Source organism: Perlabentimonas gracilis, assembly GCF_011174675.1.
In the GTDB taxonomy this organism is placed as follows: Bacteria; Bacteroidota; Bacteroidia; order Bacteroidales; family Tenuifilaceae; genus Perlabentimonas; species Perlabentimonas gracilis.
This window is the reverse complement of the sequence record NZ_JAANIG010000014.1, coordinates 32,396-47,716: the sequence shown is the minus strand read 5'-3', so window position 1 is coordinate 47,716 and position 15,321 is coordinate 32,396. Positions and strand designations below refer to the sequence as shown.

At 43.6% G+C, this 15,321-nt stretch carries 13 protein-coding genes; 5 read left to right on the top strand and 8 right to left on the bottom strand.

Annotated features, from left to right (window positions below):
• Nucleotides 1–34: 34 nt before the first annotated feature.
• From G8O23_RS08010 to G8O23_RS07975, 8 genes are all read right to left on the bottom strand, one after another.
• Nucleotides 35–607, bottom strand: coding sequence for a DUF4256 domain-containing protein (locus G8O23_RS08010; protein WP_166363564.1), 573 nt, complete (start codon nt 605–607; stop codon nt 35–37).
• A 128-nt stretch (nt 608–735) separates the two neighbouring features.
• The gene (locus G8O23_RS08005) at nt 736–1,020 is read right to left on the bottom strand and encodes a hypothetical protein (RefSeq protein WP_166363562.1); all 285 of its coding nucleotides are present in this window, start codon (nt 1,018–1,020) and stop codon (nt 736–738) included.
• 77 nt (nt 1,021–1,097) lie between these two features.
• Complete coding sequence (locus G8O23_RS08000) at nt 1,098–2,144, bottom strand: pectinesterase family protein (RefSeq protein WP_166363560.1); 1,047 nt, start codon at nt 2,142–2,144, stop codon at nt 1,098–1,100.
• A 122-nt stretch (nt 2,145–2,266) separates the two neighbouring features.
• Nucleotides 2,267–3,043: a rhamnogalacturonan acetylesterase gene (locus G8O23_RS07995; protein WP_166363558.1), complete on the bottom strand. Its 777-nt coding sequence runs from the start codon at nt 3,041–3,043 to the stop codon at nt 2,267–2,269.
• Between the two features lie 6 nt (nt 3,044–3,049).
• Complete coding sequence (locus G8O23_RS07990) at nt 3,050–4,291, bottom strand: DUF4861 domain-containing protein (protein WP_166363556.1); 1,242 nt, start codon at nt 4,289–4,291, stop codon at nt 3,050–3,052.
• A 23-nt stretch (nt 4,292–4,314) separates the two neighbouring features.
• The gene (locus tag G8O23_RS07985; protein ID WP_166363554.1) at nt 4,315–5,109 is read right to left on the bottom strand and encodes a gluconate 5-dehydrogenase; all 795 of its coding nucleotides are present in this window, start codon (nt 5,107–5,109) and stop codon (nt 4,315–4,317) included.
• A 104-nt stretch (nt 5,110–5,213) separates the two neighbouring features.
• Nucleotides 5,214–6,056 carry a 5-dehydro-4-deoxy-D-glucuronate isomerase gene (kduI, locus tag G8O23_RS07980; RefSeq protein ID WP_166363647.1) on the bottom strand — a complete coding sequence of 281 codons (843 nt, stop codon included), beginning with the start codon at nt 6,054–6,056 and terminating at the stop codon, nt 5,214–5,216.
• Nucleotides 6,057–6,127: 71 nt separating this feature from the next.
• Nucleotides 6,128–7,159, bottom strand: a complete 1,032-nt coding sequence (locus tag G8O23_RS07975) for a LacI family DNA-binding transcriptional regulator (RefSeq protein WP_166363552.1) — start codon at nt 7,157–7,159, stop codon at nt 6,128–6,130.
• Nucleotides 7,160–7,370: 211 nt separating this feature from the next.
• On the opposite strand from G8O23_RS07975, the gene G8O23_RS07970 reads away from it, so the two are divergent.
• The 5 genes from G8O23_RS07970 (at nt 7,371) to G8O23_RS07950 (ending at nt 15,298) form a co-directional block, all read left to right on the top strand.
• Nucleotides 7,371–8,048: a bifunctional 4-hydroxy-2-oxoglutarate aldolase/2-dehydro-3-deoxy-phosphogluconate aldolase gene (locus G8O23_RS07970; RefSeq protein ID WP_166363550.1), complete on the top strand. Its 678-nt coding sequence runs from the start codon at nt 7,371–7,373 to the stop codon at nt 8,046–8,048.
• 52 nt (nt 8,049–8,100) lie between these two features.
• Complete coding sequence (locus G8O23_RS07965) at nt 8,101–9,090, top strand: TRAP transporter substrate-binding protein (RefSeq protein WP_166363548.1); 990 nt, start codon at nt 8,101–8,103, stop codon at nt 9,088–9,090.
• 26 nt (nt 9,091–9,116) lie between these two features.
• Nucleotides 9,117–9,608 carry a TRAP transporter small permease gene (locus tag G8O23_RS07960; RefSeq protein ID WP_166363546.1) on the top strand — a complete coding sequence of 164 codons (492 nt, stop codon included), beginning with the start codon at nt 9,117–9,119 and terminating at the stop codon, nt 9,606–9,608.
• A 35-nt stretch (nt 9,609–9,643) separates the two neighbouring features.
• Complete coding sequence (locus tag G8O23_RS07955) at nt 9,644–10,939, top strand: TRAP transporter large permease (protein ID WP_166363544.1); 1,296 nt, start codon at nt 9,644–9,646, stop codon at nt 10,937–10,939.
• Nucleotides 10,940–11,002: 63 nt separating this feature from the next.
• On the top strand, nt 11,003–15,298 hold the full coding sequence (locus G8O23_RS07950; protein WP_166363542.1) for a hybrid sensor histidine kinase/response regulator transcription factor: 4,296 nt from the start codon (nt 11,003–11,005) through the stop codon (nt 15,296–15,298).
• Nucleotides 15,299–15,321: the final 23 nt, after the last annotated feature.

The following is a 15,321-nucleotide window of genomic DNA, read 5'->3' as shown; positions in this document are numbered from 1 at the left end:
GGGTTAGGCTTTAAATGTAGGTTTTTTTATCAATTTAAACCTTAAGTATACCCCTAAATCCTCTTGAGCCGTAGTATGATTCTGCTCCATTGTGGTAAACAAAAATCTTTCCGTAGCGTTGATCGCAAAAAAAGGCTCCCCCAAGTTTCCTTACATCTTCTGGCGTTTTCACCCAAGAGGACGTTTTCAAATCGAACTCACCCAGCATCTGTAGCTCCCGGTACTGCTCTTCGCTTAAGATTTCAACGCCCATATCGGTTGCCATTTCTAAAGCACTACTTTGAGGTTTGTGCTCTTTGCGTGAATTTCGTGCCTCGCCATCGTAGCATAGGCTTCGGCGACCCTTTGGACTCTCAGGTGAGCAATCAACAAAAATGTACTCGTCGGTAAACTTATCGTAACCAATCATATCGGGCTCTCCACCCGTTTGTTCCATTTCGTTTAGCGACCAAAGCTTATCAACATTAGCCATTAGCTTTGCTTGCACTTTGGCCCATTCAATACCCTTGTGCCTATTCATATGCGTCTCAAATCGGGATTTTAAAACCCGGAGAAGTTCGTTGTGTTGCTCAGTTGGCAACTCCTTTTTTGTTCTGCTATTTGACATAATACTATTGTTCGTGAAACAAGTAGTTTATGTGCTAAACAAAATTGAACCAACTATGTGCGAAAAAAAAGAAAATTGAAGTATAGTTTTGAAAAATGATAGTAATTCTTGTAAGATTTAAGCTAACTCTACGATCCTGCAAAGGGGGTCCCAAATAATCCAACCGCAAGTTCTGCCCAGATTAGAAAGAATGCGAGTAAAACTAATCCACATAGAATAATTCTATTTCTCGTACTTTTTACTTTGCGCAATAAAAGTTCACAACCTAAACCTGTACTTAGCAATAGAATTCCCATAATTATAAAATCCATTGTATTCCAGTCCACTTCACTTGTGAACTGCATTGCAACCAATGGGATAAGCAGAAATACCGCAATTACCGATAGAATTATTATTAACCTAATGCTTCTCACCTTTAACATAATTTGTTTTTTCAATATACGTGAATTCAATAATTCTTGTACATTCAATAAAACAATCTCTGGTGTGCTTAGTTTAAATTAGATATAAGTATACTGTAAATTGGGTCAGCCTCAAGGTTGGGTATCCAATCATCCTCAAAGTATTCAGGACTTGTACTTTTTGCAAATATATTCTGGATGGTATACACTTCTCTCTCAGCCTCGGTTAGCTGATGCGACCAATGGATGCGATTTGAAATGTCAGCACCGGGGCCATAGTTTTGATACTCGGCATAGTAGCAATCGTGATGATTCTCTCGGCCACGCCAAATGGACCAACCCTCAGGATTTACAAAACCATCGAGAAATGAGTTTATAATCACAGTGCGAGCAAAAGGGCGCCAAGGGCGACCATGGGACACACGCTCAATGCCGGGTGCAGCGGTAAAACGACAATTGAAAAATACGTAACCAAACTTCACATCCTGCTCGGTTGATGCTGCCGTGATGTACGATCCTGTTTTAAGGCTGTTGATATGGCAGCTATCGAACACCACCGTTGAGCGTCCAAAAATATAGTCGGTTGTACCCTCAATAAAGCAATTCTTCAGGTAGTTTCTGTAGTGACCTTGGGTGTAGTAGGTATCCTGATGACCTATAAACCTACAGTTGTAGAATATTTGCCTATCGCCAGTGGTTCGGATAGCAACAGCCTGTCCAACAGGACCTGCCGAGTTGGCAAAGGTAATATTCATTGCCACAAAATCATCGGCATCGGCGGCAAAACTGTGGGAAGTGTAGGTGGTAATTGTATCGCCCTCAACCACTTTTCCAGAATAATCGTCGTAGGTTAGAATTACACCCTCGGCACTCTCGCCAATCATAGTAACATTGGTTTTTGCGCGAGGTAGCACAATCTTCTCCTTGTACTCCCCATTGCGGATAAAGATTACAAAGCGTTCAGTGTTATTTTCCGGAACCATATCAATTGCCTCCTGAACAGTGGCTACAGTACCTGTACCATCTTTTGACACAACCAAAGTGATATGCTTCAAAAGTTTTTGCTCAAGGGACTGGCTGTTGGTGCAGCCATTAAGGGCCACTCCAATTAAAATGATAATTGCAAATTTTTTCACAATCACTACGGTTTTGTAATTAAACGCCAAGGGATTAAACACTAGTAACCAAAGGGTTAACCCATTGGTTCAGACAAAAAACAATTCTATTTTTCATAAGGTTGGAGATAAAAAGAAAAATGTTACTTAAGACCTTGCAACCCCTCATAAACCAAGCGGGCAACGGCATCAGCACCCTCGGGTTGAAAGTGGGTATTGTCGGTTAAACCCTCGGGATAGGCCACAAACTTTCCGGGAGGTAAGTTCATAAAATAGTTTACAGTAACGTAATCGCGTCCCATTAGGGTAAAATGGTTGGCCGATATTTCTGTTAGGCCGATAAGATAAACATCCAACTCCTCAGCAACTTCCATCATAGCCTGTGGATAATCGCCGTGTGAATTGCCTAGCCTATCGTTTTCCCAAGGGTAGTTACGACAAACCGAGGTAATAAGAATTGGGGTTGCACCCTTCTGGCGAGTTTGATTTACATAAAGTCTAAGAAACTCCTTATAACCGGGAAGGCTTACATACCTCTCCTGCTTACTCTCGGAGGCATCGTTATGCCCAAACTGAATAATAACAAAATCGCCGGGCTTCAACTGATTGTATATCTCATCCCATCGGCCCTCCTCAAAGAATGAACGGGTACTTCTACCACCGCGAGCCTTGTTAACTACTACCAAACTATCAACATCAAAAATGGATATGTTTTTAAGACTATCAGGAACTAAAAATTTTGGTAATGCTTGTCCCCAGCCCATTTGTGGGTATCGTTCGGTCATATAGTCCTCGCCATAGTTGGCGTAATCGGTCATGGTGGAATCGCCCATGAGCCAAAGGGTTGAAACCTTTGGCTCATTACAAGCGATGAATGTCAATGAGATTGATAACAGCGCATACAACTTGAAGGCTTTCATAAGCTTCTACTTGATTTCAACCCTTAATGGACTTCCAATTTTTTGAGCATCGTGCTTAAGAAGATCTTGAAAGCTTTCGGCCTCAGTAAATTTTGTATCGGACAATTCCCATGCAGAGTAAAATCTGAACGTTGAGGGCTTTTCGCTTTGCTTCATCCTAACAATGAAAGTATGGTTTATGTCCTCTGCCTTTCCATCGAGGTACTCAAAATCAATATAACTATCCTTACAAAGCATTACGGCCATTCCAAGGTACTCGCCCTCAATGGCCTGCTGTCCGTGGGTTGATATGGCCACAATGCCGTTATCGAAATCGGAGAAAGTAGCCTGCTTATCCTCAAGATCAATAGTGGTAATACCTGTTACTATGTTTGCACTGCCCTCAACAGAAACCTTACTCACGTAGTACCAAGCCCCACCGTAAATGGTTATTTCATGCACAACTGAATAGGTGTTTTCGTTGATAACCCAATTGTTGAACCTAAAACGGAAGATCGAACGCAAAGGACCATTGGCAACCAACTCGTAGGAACCCTCGGAACCGGGTGCAACCCTATGTAGCTTACCATCAATCTCTAGTGCTATTGATCCAGCTCCAAGTGATGCGCCTACTTTTAGAATATCCATACCCCAATCCTGAAGAGCATGGTAGTCCTCATCTATCCCAACATTCTGCAGAACCATATCGGCGGTAGTTTTTCCGAATATGTCTATCCCGTTACGCTCGTCAAAGTAATTTCGAAATCCAACCCTATCGTTCTCCCATCCTGGTCCCTCGAACTGAAAATACTTCTTGGTCTGTCCGTGGTTCTCTCGTGTGATTTCTGGACGCTTAACAGATTTAACCTCTTTATATGTCCCATCTTCCTGAGGGCTTGCCAACCAAACGTTGCTCCTCAGGGTAAAAGTTGGTAGGTCATTGGGCTTCACCAACGAAAGTTTAAGGTTGATGGTTGTATTTGCAGCAATGTCGGCTAGTAGAAATAGCTCATCCCACTGTCCATCGCCATCCAAATCGTCAACCTGTGATGGGAGTACCTCTCCATTCTTGGAAGTTAGCATTGGAACAAGCCCTTTGGAAATCTTTCCAATTTGCTTTTCCAAATCGGCACGACTGATGGTAATAGCCTCATCAATTCGCTCAATGGAAGTATCGTTAGTTAATATGATTAATGATTCGCTCTTTTGGCAAGCCATAAAAACCGTGGCCAAAAGCAATACCAATGCGCTAATTTTTAGGGTTTTCATACCTTTGAAATATTAGGTTAAGATTACTTCTCGTTACTTGGCTTGCCAATGGTGGCAAGAATTCCACCATCAACGTAGAGGATGTGACCATTCACAAAATCGGAGGCTGCCGATGCTAAGAATATGGCTGCACCCTGTAATTCATTTGGCTCACCCCAGCGTCCAGCAGGAGTACGGTTCACAATAAAATCGTTGAATGGATGACCATCGACCCTAATTGGCGCCGTTTGCGACGTGGCAAAGTAGCCCGGGCCAATGCCATTGGCCTGAATATTAAACCTAGCCCACTCGGTGGCCATGCTGCGCGTAAGCATCTTAAGTCCCCCTTTTGCCGATGCGTAGGCTGAAACAGTGTTGCGTCCCAACTCGCTCATCATTGAGCAGATATTGATAATTTTTCCGTTTGCGCCACGGGCAATTACACGGCTGGCAAAAGCTTTCCCCATAATAAATGGGCCAACCAAATCGACATCAATTACCTCCCTAAATTCATCAACGCCCATTTCGAGGATGGGAATCCGCTTAATGATTCCAGCATTATTTACAAGTATATCCAACGGGGCAACCTCCTTCTCAATGCGGTTAAGACACTCATTTACCTCGTCCTCCTTGGTAACATCGAAAATGTATCCAAAGGCATTATAGCCATCCTTGCGATACTCCTCAAGAGCGCTGTCAATTCTTTCGCTTGAGCGATCGTTGATAACAATTGTTGCTCCTGCCGAAGCCAATCCCTTAGCCATAGCCATACCCAAACCGTGGGTTGCACCGGTAATCAGCGCGGTTTTTCCTTTTAAGCTAAACAGGTTTAGTGACATACATATTTTGTTTTAGAAAGATTGGTTGATCCGCCAGTGGCCTGTCTACCCTGCCTACCGGCAGGCGGCAGGTAGAGCGGACAGGTTGATTGACTGATTGATTTCTATTTGATATCGCTAATCTTGGCAATATCCATATCGCCATAGTCGAGATTCTCTCCCGCCATCCCCCATATAAAAATATAGTTTGATGTTCCTGCAGCAGCGTGAATTGACCATGATGGTGAAAGTACCGCTTCGTGGTTCTTCATCCAAATTGGACGGGTTTCGGTGGGTTGCCCCATAAAGTGACAGATAGCCTGATTCTCGGGCACCTCGAAGTAGAAATACGCTTCCATCCGGCGCGAGTGTACGTGAGGTGGCATTGTGTTCCATACGCTGCCAGGCTTAAGAATAGTCATCCCCATTTGGAGCTGGCAAGTCTCCACCACTCCATTAACAATAAGTTTGTTAATGGTTCGTGCATTGGAGGTTTCCAGCGAACCCATATCAGCTTTCTGCGCATCATCGAGGGTTACATGCTTATCGGGGTATGCACGATGTGCAGGTGCGCTGTTGAAGTAAAAGTAGGCAGGGTTCTTAGAATCCTTGCTTTCAAACTCTACTAATTTATTGCCCAAACCTACGTACATAGCCTCCTTGTTCTTAATCTCGTAAACTTTCCCATCAACATAAATCTTACCGGATCCACCCACATTGATTACGCCAAGTTCACGGCGATGCAGAAAGAAATCGGCCTTAATGGGGTCGATGGTGTCCAACTTCAACTTATTGTTCACAGGCACTGCTCCGCCCACAATGTACCTGTCGTACATGGAGTAAACAAGGTTAATCTCATCGACTCGCAGAAAGTCGCTTACTAAAAACTCCTCACGGATTCTAGCTGTATCGTAGCTAGTAAAATCGCGGGGATGCGTTGCATAACGAATAGTATAGTTCATAATTATATCTATTTAAATTTACGTACAATCGATTGCACAAATTTAGGCCATTCTTACACCAATTTCAAGTAAAATGGCTACAAAGTTTTTATTGAGGATTTCCGAACGATAAGCTCGGGGCTCAAAACTATTGTCTTTGGTACAAATGATGGTTTTTTATTCTTCAACTCATCGAGAAGCAAGCTAGCTGCCTGACGGCCAATATCAAATGCATGCTGATCGACAGAGGTAAGCGATGGTTCAAAGAACGAGTCCCATGGCTCGTTGGCAAAACCTGTAATTGCAAGTTGCTCTGGAATACTAACGCCCGCTTCCTTGGCACACAGTATGGCGCCTAGAGCAGAATAATCGCCCGACGAAAAAATTGCATCGGGCAAGCTGCTCATGTTAAGTATCTTTTGCATTGCTTTGCAACCAGTATCTCGGGTAATTACATCGTGAAATATTAACTTCTCATCAACCTCCAAACCATGCTTCTTAAGAGTATTAAGGTACCCCTTAGTCCGGTTCCGGTAAACGTTGATATGCTGAGGACCAGCAAAATGGGCTATCGTTTTACAACCATTCTCAATCAAATGCTCAACCGCCATTACTGCTCCTTGATAGTCGTCGACTAACACCTTGCTTACCCTAAGGGACTCCCACACCCTATCGAAAAAAACCAGAGGTAGCCCTTTGCTCACCAGCGTTTCAAAATGGGTAACATCCTTTGTTTCTGTAGATATTGATGCTATAAGCCCATCAACCTTACCGTACATAAGGCTCTGCACCAACTGCTGCTCCTTCTCGAACGACTCGAACGACTGGCAAATTATTACGCTGTACCCCTCTCCGGCCATCACATCATCAATGCCACTTAGCACAGTAGCAAAGAAATGCCTATCTACCTTTGGCACAAGCACACCAATGGTTTTTGCACTTCCACGCCGTAGGCTTGCAGCCCTATAGTCGGGCTGATAGTTGTTCTTTTGCGCTAGCTCTTGCACAGCCTTCCGCATCTTTAAGCTAATACGGGGATTATCTTGCAATGCCCTTGATACAGTGGATGTTGTTGTGCCAAGCTCACGCGCAATATCGGCAATGGTATATTTTTGTTTTGGAGATTTCATGCAAAAATTCAGTTATTTTATTCTGAGTTCATTCACCATATCGCTATCACTATAATAATAAGGTGTAAGGGAAAAAGGTGTATTTATATATTTTTCAACTACTTAACCCCAACTATTAAAAAATATCAACAAAAAATGCAATCGTTTTCTTTAGATTTCCACAAAGATAATTAAATTTGTGCAATCGATTGTACTCTAAAGAGACTTTTTTATGGCACGATACACCAGATTACAAACCGCAATGGCGATGGAGCAAGCTGGAATGATACCCGTCTTCTACCATCCCGACCCAGAAATTTGCTTCGAAGTAATAAAAGCATGCTTCAAGGGGGGCCTAAGAGTTTTTGAATTTACAAACCGTGGCGATTACGCACACGAGGTTTTTTCTATTGTAAACAAACGGCTAGCGCAAGAACTTCCCGAGGTAATAATTGGTACAGGCTCGGTTATGGATGCTGGTACAGCATCGCTATACATTCAGGTTGGAACCAATTTCATTGTATCTCCAGTAATAAAGGAGGATATAGCCATGGCTTGCAATCGGCGCAAAATATTATGGTCGCCTGGCTGCGGATCGGTTACTGAGATATCGAGAGCTGAAGAGTTGGGAGCAGAAATTGTAAAGATATTCCCTGGTACACAGGTTGGCGGGCCAAAATTTGTACAAGCGGTAAAAGGCCCCATGCCATGGACTAGCATTATGCCCACAGGAGGGGTTGAACCCACTGAGGAAAATTTATCGGCCTGGTTTAAAGCAGGAGTAACATGTGTTGGTATGGGCTCGCAGCTGATTAGCAAGGAGATTGTTAACACCCGTAACTTCACGCTGCTTGAGGAAAATGTACGCACCGCTTGCGAAATCCTAAAAAACATACGGCAAACCCTTTAGTAAGGTAAGATATATGTAATTGCATTGGCCAAACGCAACTAAACACATTGCAATGAAAAGAATTAGATTTTTAATTTCTACACTAATATCGGTAAGTTTTCTACTGCTTAACAGTTCATGCATTGAGCGAGAAAATGTAACCGTGCTAAAGTTAGCCCATGGGCTAGACAGAAGCCACTCCGTTCACAAAGCAATGGAATATATGGCCGAACAGGTTCACAAGAAATCAGATGGTCATATGCGAATTGACATCTACCCCAGTGGGCAGTTGGGTTCTGAGCGCGAGAATGTGGAGATGCTGCAAATTGGTAGCCTAGCCATCACGAAGGTATCTGCAGCAATCATGGAGGGGTTTGCCCCTTCGTACAAAATATTTGGCATACCCTATATCTTCTCCAGCAGTCAGCATGCACACCGTGTGCTCGATAGCGAGATTGGGAAAGAGATACTTCAGGATGGTGAGGATTTTTGGCTACGCGGCTTAGCCTTTTATGATGCCGGAAGCCGTAGCTTTTACACAAAAGATAAGCCTATTGAGCATCCCGACGATTTACGCGGATTAAAGATTAGGGTAATGCAAAGCCCCTCGGCAGTTGCTATGATACGTGCATTTGGTGGTTCGCCCACTCCCATTTCATGGGGAGAACTATACACCGCCCTACAGGGTGGCGTGGTTGATGGGGCCGAAAACAACCCTCCAAGCTTCTTCCTGTCGTATCACTATGAGGTTTGTAGATACTACTCAATAAATGAACACTCCACAATTCCTGACGTGCTGCTCATGTCGACCAAAATTTGGAACGGCCTTACGGAGCAGGAACAAAAATGGCTTCAGGAGGCTGCAAACGAAAGCGTTCCCTACCAACGGAAACTTTGGAAGGAGTCGGAGAGCCAATCGTTACAATTAGCCGAGGAGGCCGGGGTTAAGATTATATATCCCGATAAGGCACCATTCATTGAGCGAGTACAAAGCATTTACGAGCAGTATAAAGAGGATGAAAGAACCTATAATCTGATAAATAGAATTAGAGAGCTAGAGTAGGCGCACTCAATAAAAAGAAAAAGCATATGAAACACAGAGCGATTATTGATAAACTTTTGGGTTGGCTTGTCACCATCTTCATGGGAGTACTTGTTATAAACGTTCTCTGGCAGGTGACCAGCCGCTTTGTTATTGGCCACCCCAGCTCATTTACCGATGAGCTGGCCGGTTATCTACTTATTTGGGTTGGACTATTGGGTGCAGCCTATGCCACTGGACAAAAGCAACATCTGGCCATCGACCTGATTTCAAAAAGATTAACTGAACATAGGAAAAGGATATTAGATACGACTATCAACTCTCTTATCATCACATTTGCTGTTTTTATTCTAATAATTGGTGGCTCAAACTTGGTGTATATCACCTTCCACTTAAATCAAATTTCATCGGCGCTACAACTTCCTGTTGGGTATGTTTACCTTGTGATTCCCGTTAGCGGGGCATTCATTATATACTACGCCATAACTGATATAATTATCATATGGAAAAAGAGTATTGAAACCCCTATTGCCGAATAGCTTCCTTGTATTATTGAAGTATAAAATTTTGAGAAATGGAATATTTTGAGATAATTGTACTTGTAGTAACATTTGTAGCCCTACTGGCACTTGGAGTTCCTATTGCCTATAGTATTGGGATTTCGGGCAGTATAACACTTCTTTTAAGTGTAATGCCTGGGCCAGCCTTCACAACTTTTGCACAACGTATGGCCACGGCGCTCGACAGCTTTGCGCTATTGGCAATTCCATTCTTCATACTGGCAGGGCAGCTAATGAATCAGGGGGGGATTGCCATTCGGCTTATCGATTTTGCCAAAGTATTGGTTGGTCGCTTACCCGGAGGCCTAGCGTTTGTAAATATTATTGCCAATATGCTATTTGGAGCCATCTCGGGATCGGCAGCTGCATCGGCCTCGGCCATTGGCAGTATCATGACCCCCAAGATGAACGAAGAGGGATACGATACAGCATACAGCACCGCTGTGAATATTACCTCGGCCACAACTGGCCTTGTGATTCCGCCCAGTAATATTCTAATTGTATACAGCCTAGCTAGTGGAGGGGTATCCATAGCCGCCCTATTCCTCGCTGGTTATATTCCCGGGATACTAACCGGTTTAATTCTCATGGGAGTTGCTGGTGTGTTTGCCCACAGAAAAAAATACCCAGTTGGTGAGGTTGTAAGCCTTAAAACAGGCATAATCAAGTTTCTAGATGCAACACCTAGCCTACTACTGTTGGTAATAGTGATAGGAGGAATTATTGCCGGATACTTTACCGCCACAGAGGCCTCGGCAATTGCAGTACTGTACACGCTTATCCTTTCATTCATATACAAACAGATTAAGTTTAATCAACTCCCAGCAATTCTTTTACGCACCGTAGGAACCACGGCAATTGTACTATTCCTTGTGGGAACCTCAATGGGTCTATCATGGGTGATGTCGTACGCCAACATTCCGCAAAGCGTTAGCGAGGGCTTACTGTCGCTCAGTTCAAACCCATTCACCATCCTTCTTATAATCAACTTTATCCTACTTTTCGTAGGGATTTTTATGGATATGACCCCTGCCGTGCTGATATTCACCCCTATCTTCCTTCCCGTTGTAGTGGGTATGGGGATGGATCCTGTGCACTTTGGAATAATAATGGTGATGAACCTAAGCGTTGGGCTTTGCACTCCACCTGTAGGATCAGTTCTATTCATAGGCTGTAGTGTTTCGAAAATTCGTATAGAAAAGGTAATTAAGCCCCTTCTTCCGTTTTTTGCAGCCATGATTGTGGTTCTACTATTGGTAACCTACTTCCCAAAAATTAGCCTATGGCTACCTGGGTTATTTGGTTTCTAAAGTCCAACGGTTCTGTAATATTCGCTATATTTGATAAGCAGATTTTCATCAAGTATATTAGGTATGGATTATTGTTGGTCTCCTTACAAACAGCTTATCATCCGTTTGCTCCGAGTTACCATAATATCGGCAATAATTTGCAGTGTTTACCCCCACCAGGGTTGGAGCCAAACACGATATACACCCAACATATCGCAGCCGTTAACCGAACCCTGGAGATGGCACTCCCTTGAGGAACTCTCGGCCAAAGGAGTGCGAAGCATGGTGGACGATTCCGAAGGGAATATGTGGTTTGGCCTTAACAAGGGGGTGATGAAGTACGATGGATACCACTGGGAACTTTTCGATGACCAACCCTGCCTCAAATCGCCCATTGGTACTCTGCTTAATTCAAGCATGGGCAATCTTTATGCGGGTAGCGAGTCGGGCCTGCTAACCTATAGCAGTAATGGGTGGAGAAAAATATTTCCATCTGACGATTCATTAAAGATTGCGGTAACATCAATCACAGAATCAAACAATGGCGACCTTTGGGTTGGCATTCAGAATGGGTTGTTGCGTTTACAAGATGGAAAGCACACCATTTACACTGTTCTGTCACGAACTCGCTCTTTTAAAGAGGCACATCCCCAAGCAACAATTGTTGTACTACCCGACGAAATTCTGCTTCAACGTAACTTTGGACGAGTCGATGAAATTTTCATAAACAATGAAGAGGTGTGGCTTTTCATATCGAGAAATAACGATGGCAAGCTACTTCGGTTTAACCCCAGCGATACTCTTAACGGTCTGCTTACCAAGCACAAAATTACGCAGGAGTTGGCAGGAGTAAAATTGGCCAATCGAAACCAGATGATCGAAACGCAAAAGGGTGAGAAGTGGATAATTAATGGATTTTATAAACGTGGAATTTTTAAGCACGACGGTAAGGCTTGGAAACAAATTAAGCTTAGCGATAACTTCGGGGGCGACGAGCTTCATACTGATATCATGGAGGTTTCTGATGGCTCGCTATGGATTGGTGGTTTGGGTAAATTCTTTGTTTATAAGAACAAAGTATGGAATATTTACACGGCACCCAACCTGCCCATTCCTTCGTCTCGAATCATTTTCCATGAAGCAGCCGATGGAAACATTTGGATAGCAGGTATCCAGGGCGATGTGTTTAGGGTTGTATACCAGCAGGACAAATGGCTCCGAATAAATGGTCTTAACTTCCAAACTCAGGATTCAGAGGGACAAAATTGGTTCATCTCAGCCAACAGCCAAATAGTATTCAATCATGATGATGAATGGTACTCCTATTCGGCTAGTGATGGTGTTATTGACTCACCAGTACGATTAGTCGCCACCAAGAATGGTAGAATATGGATTGCGGGCAGCCACAATGGAATTGCAGCAACAGCCTACCTTAAAGAAGGAAAGTGGATTAAGCAACTCCATCCTAAGGTATCATGGGGTATCGACCCTCGCTCGGTATTTCAGGACAAGGATGGTTCCCTCTGGTTTGGAGCCAGTGTTGACAGGCAAGATAATTTGGGGCAAATTTCAGGGATACTCCAGCTATTCAACCCCGATTCTGACTCACTGGAGTGGAAGCATCATACCCAAGCCGATGGTATTGTCCAGCACAATGTGTATGGCATTGGACAATCGAGCGATGGAAAGATTTGGGCTGGTGGCACTAACCTACTGATGCACAAACCACCACGATGGCAAGTTGTTACAGGCATTGAACATTTTAATGAATTTGTCGACATAGTTTACAGTAGGCACAACCTATGGGTAGGATCGAGATACTACGGATTATTCCGCTACGATGGAGAAAAATGGGTACAATTCACTAAGAACAGCGGATTACCTAGCAATACAATCATCAGCATCTACGAAGAAGAGCCCAACAAGGTGTGGGTTATTACCGATAAAGATATAGCTTGGTACGATGGTAAGAATTGGGTATCGGGGCTGTTCAACGAAGAGTTTAAAATTCCCCGCGAGGGAGGTGAAATTACAGGCACCAGCGATGGCACCATTTGGATAAACAAGTCGCTACGCGAATGGAAACGAAGGGCATTCCCCTTTAGCGTTGCATCACCCGAATCGTTCGAGGACTTTTGGACCGTACGATACCAGTGCGACACCATGCCGCCTATCACCAAAATAAATGTATTTACAGAGCGGGTAGACCAGTCTGGCAACACGCTGATTGGGTGGACTGGGGTTGACCACTGGGAGGTTACCCCCACCAAAAGGCTAACGTACTCCTACAAGCTAAACGACGAGGAGTGGTCCGATTTTACAACCGAAACCAGCGTGGTGCTCACCAACCTAAAAAGCGGTAAGCACACCTTTAGGGTAAGGGCAAGAGATCTGGATCACAACATCGAAAAGGTTTCTGCCCAAATTGACTTCTCGGTTAAGCCCCCAATATGGAAACAACCCTGGTTCATTGCTCTTGTGCTATCATTTCTAATCACCATAGGCTACTACGAAGCCAAACTGATAAACCGAAACAGAAGCTTATTTAAGCTGAACGAGTCGCTTAAGGAAGCATTCGAAAAGCTGGAGAGCAGAAAGCAAAAGATTGAACTACAGAAGGAACAAATTCAGGAACAGAAGGAAGAGCTTGAAAAGAAAAACCTTGTTCTTGAGGAAAAGAATGAGGAGATAGTTCAGCAACGCGACAGGCTACAGGAGATGATTGAAAAGGTTGAGGAGCTCTCGAATGTTAAGCAACGCTTCTTCACAAACATATCGCATGAGTTTAGAACTCCCCTAACGCTTATCCTTGGCTCCATCGAGCAGCTCATAAACTCTCCAGCACGCACCGAGAAGGCTAAGCTAACCCAAGCTTATGAAATTATTCAACGAAACTCAAGGCGAATCCTAAGGCTTATCAACCAAATTCTAGAGGTACGCAAAATTGAGCTGGGAAAGCTACAGCTTAGGATGCATCGGGGTGATATTGTTTCTTTTACAAAGGATATCGTTTCGCTGTTCAACGATTTAGCTAGCAAGTACAGCATCAATCTATTGTTTAACAGCAAAGATAATAACCTTGAGGTGATGTTCGATCCCGATATCATTGAAAAGATTGTCTCCAACCTGGTTTCCAACGCATTCAAATTCACTCCACCAAACGGACGGATTGAAGTTTCGGTTGAGCAAAGGGTCGAGCCCAATACCAATAGTGATGCTATTTACATTAAGGTTGTAGACACAGGGAAAGGCATACCAAAACAATTCGTTGAGCATATCTTCGATCGGTTCTATCAGCTGAAAGAAAACTATAGCCAACAGAATCAAGACAGCTCTGGTATTGGACTATCATACGTCAAGGATCTTGTTACTACTCACAACGGGAACATCTATGTAGAAAGCGAAATGGGGATAGGTAGCACATTTACCTTCTTCATTCCAGTTACCCTGCCTACAGATTCCAATCAGGTGGAACAAGAACAACCCGTTCTTTCCCCATCGGAGAAAATTACCGATAGCATACGCCATGAGATTGAAAGTATTAACATTACCCTTGCTCAGCAAAAACCAATTGAAGAAGAAACTAGGACCAGCAATGAAGAAAATTGTTTACAGGGCGATAAGCTCTCAGCACTCATTGTTGAGGATGAATTTGAATTCCGAAAATTCCTACGTGACATACTAAACGAAGATTTTGAGGTTATTGAGGCGGTGAATGGGGCTGATGGGTACAACCAAGCACTCAAGTTCCAACCCGATATAATTATTAGCGATGTTATGATGCCCCAGATGAATGGCATTGAGCTGTGTGGAATGCTTAAGAAAAATTTAATAACCAACCATATCCCGGTTATCATACTAACCGCCCGAACGGCTCCAGAGCATAAGCTAGAGGGGTACCAAGTTGGTGCCGATGCCTATATCGAGAAGCCCTTCAACAGGGAGTACCTAAAAATCAGGATTAACAACTTGCTGCTGGCCAAGGACAAAACACGCGAAAAGATTCTGCGCGAGCTAACAACCCAACCCGAAGAGATTAAGGTTCACTCCGAGGACGACAAGATGCTAAGCAGAATAAGGGAGGTCCTTGAGGAGAATATTTCCAACTCCGATTTTGATGTGGAAACTATGAGCCAACTTTTCTGCCTAAGCCGTTTTCATTTCTCTCGCAAAATTAAGCAGCTCACAGGCCTCAACCCCAAAGAAATTATCGACTCATTCCGACTAAAAAGGGCGGGTCAAATCCTTCTTCAGCAAAAAATTTCCATATCGGAGGTAGCCTATATGGTTGGGTTCGACCACCCAAACTCCTTTACCAGAGCGTTTAAGAAACACCACAGCATGTCGCCCACCGAGTACATTTCACAAAACTTAAGCTAGGTCACTTTTTGTTTGCATAAAAG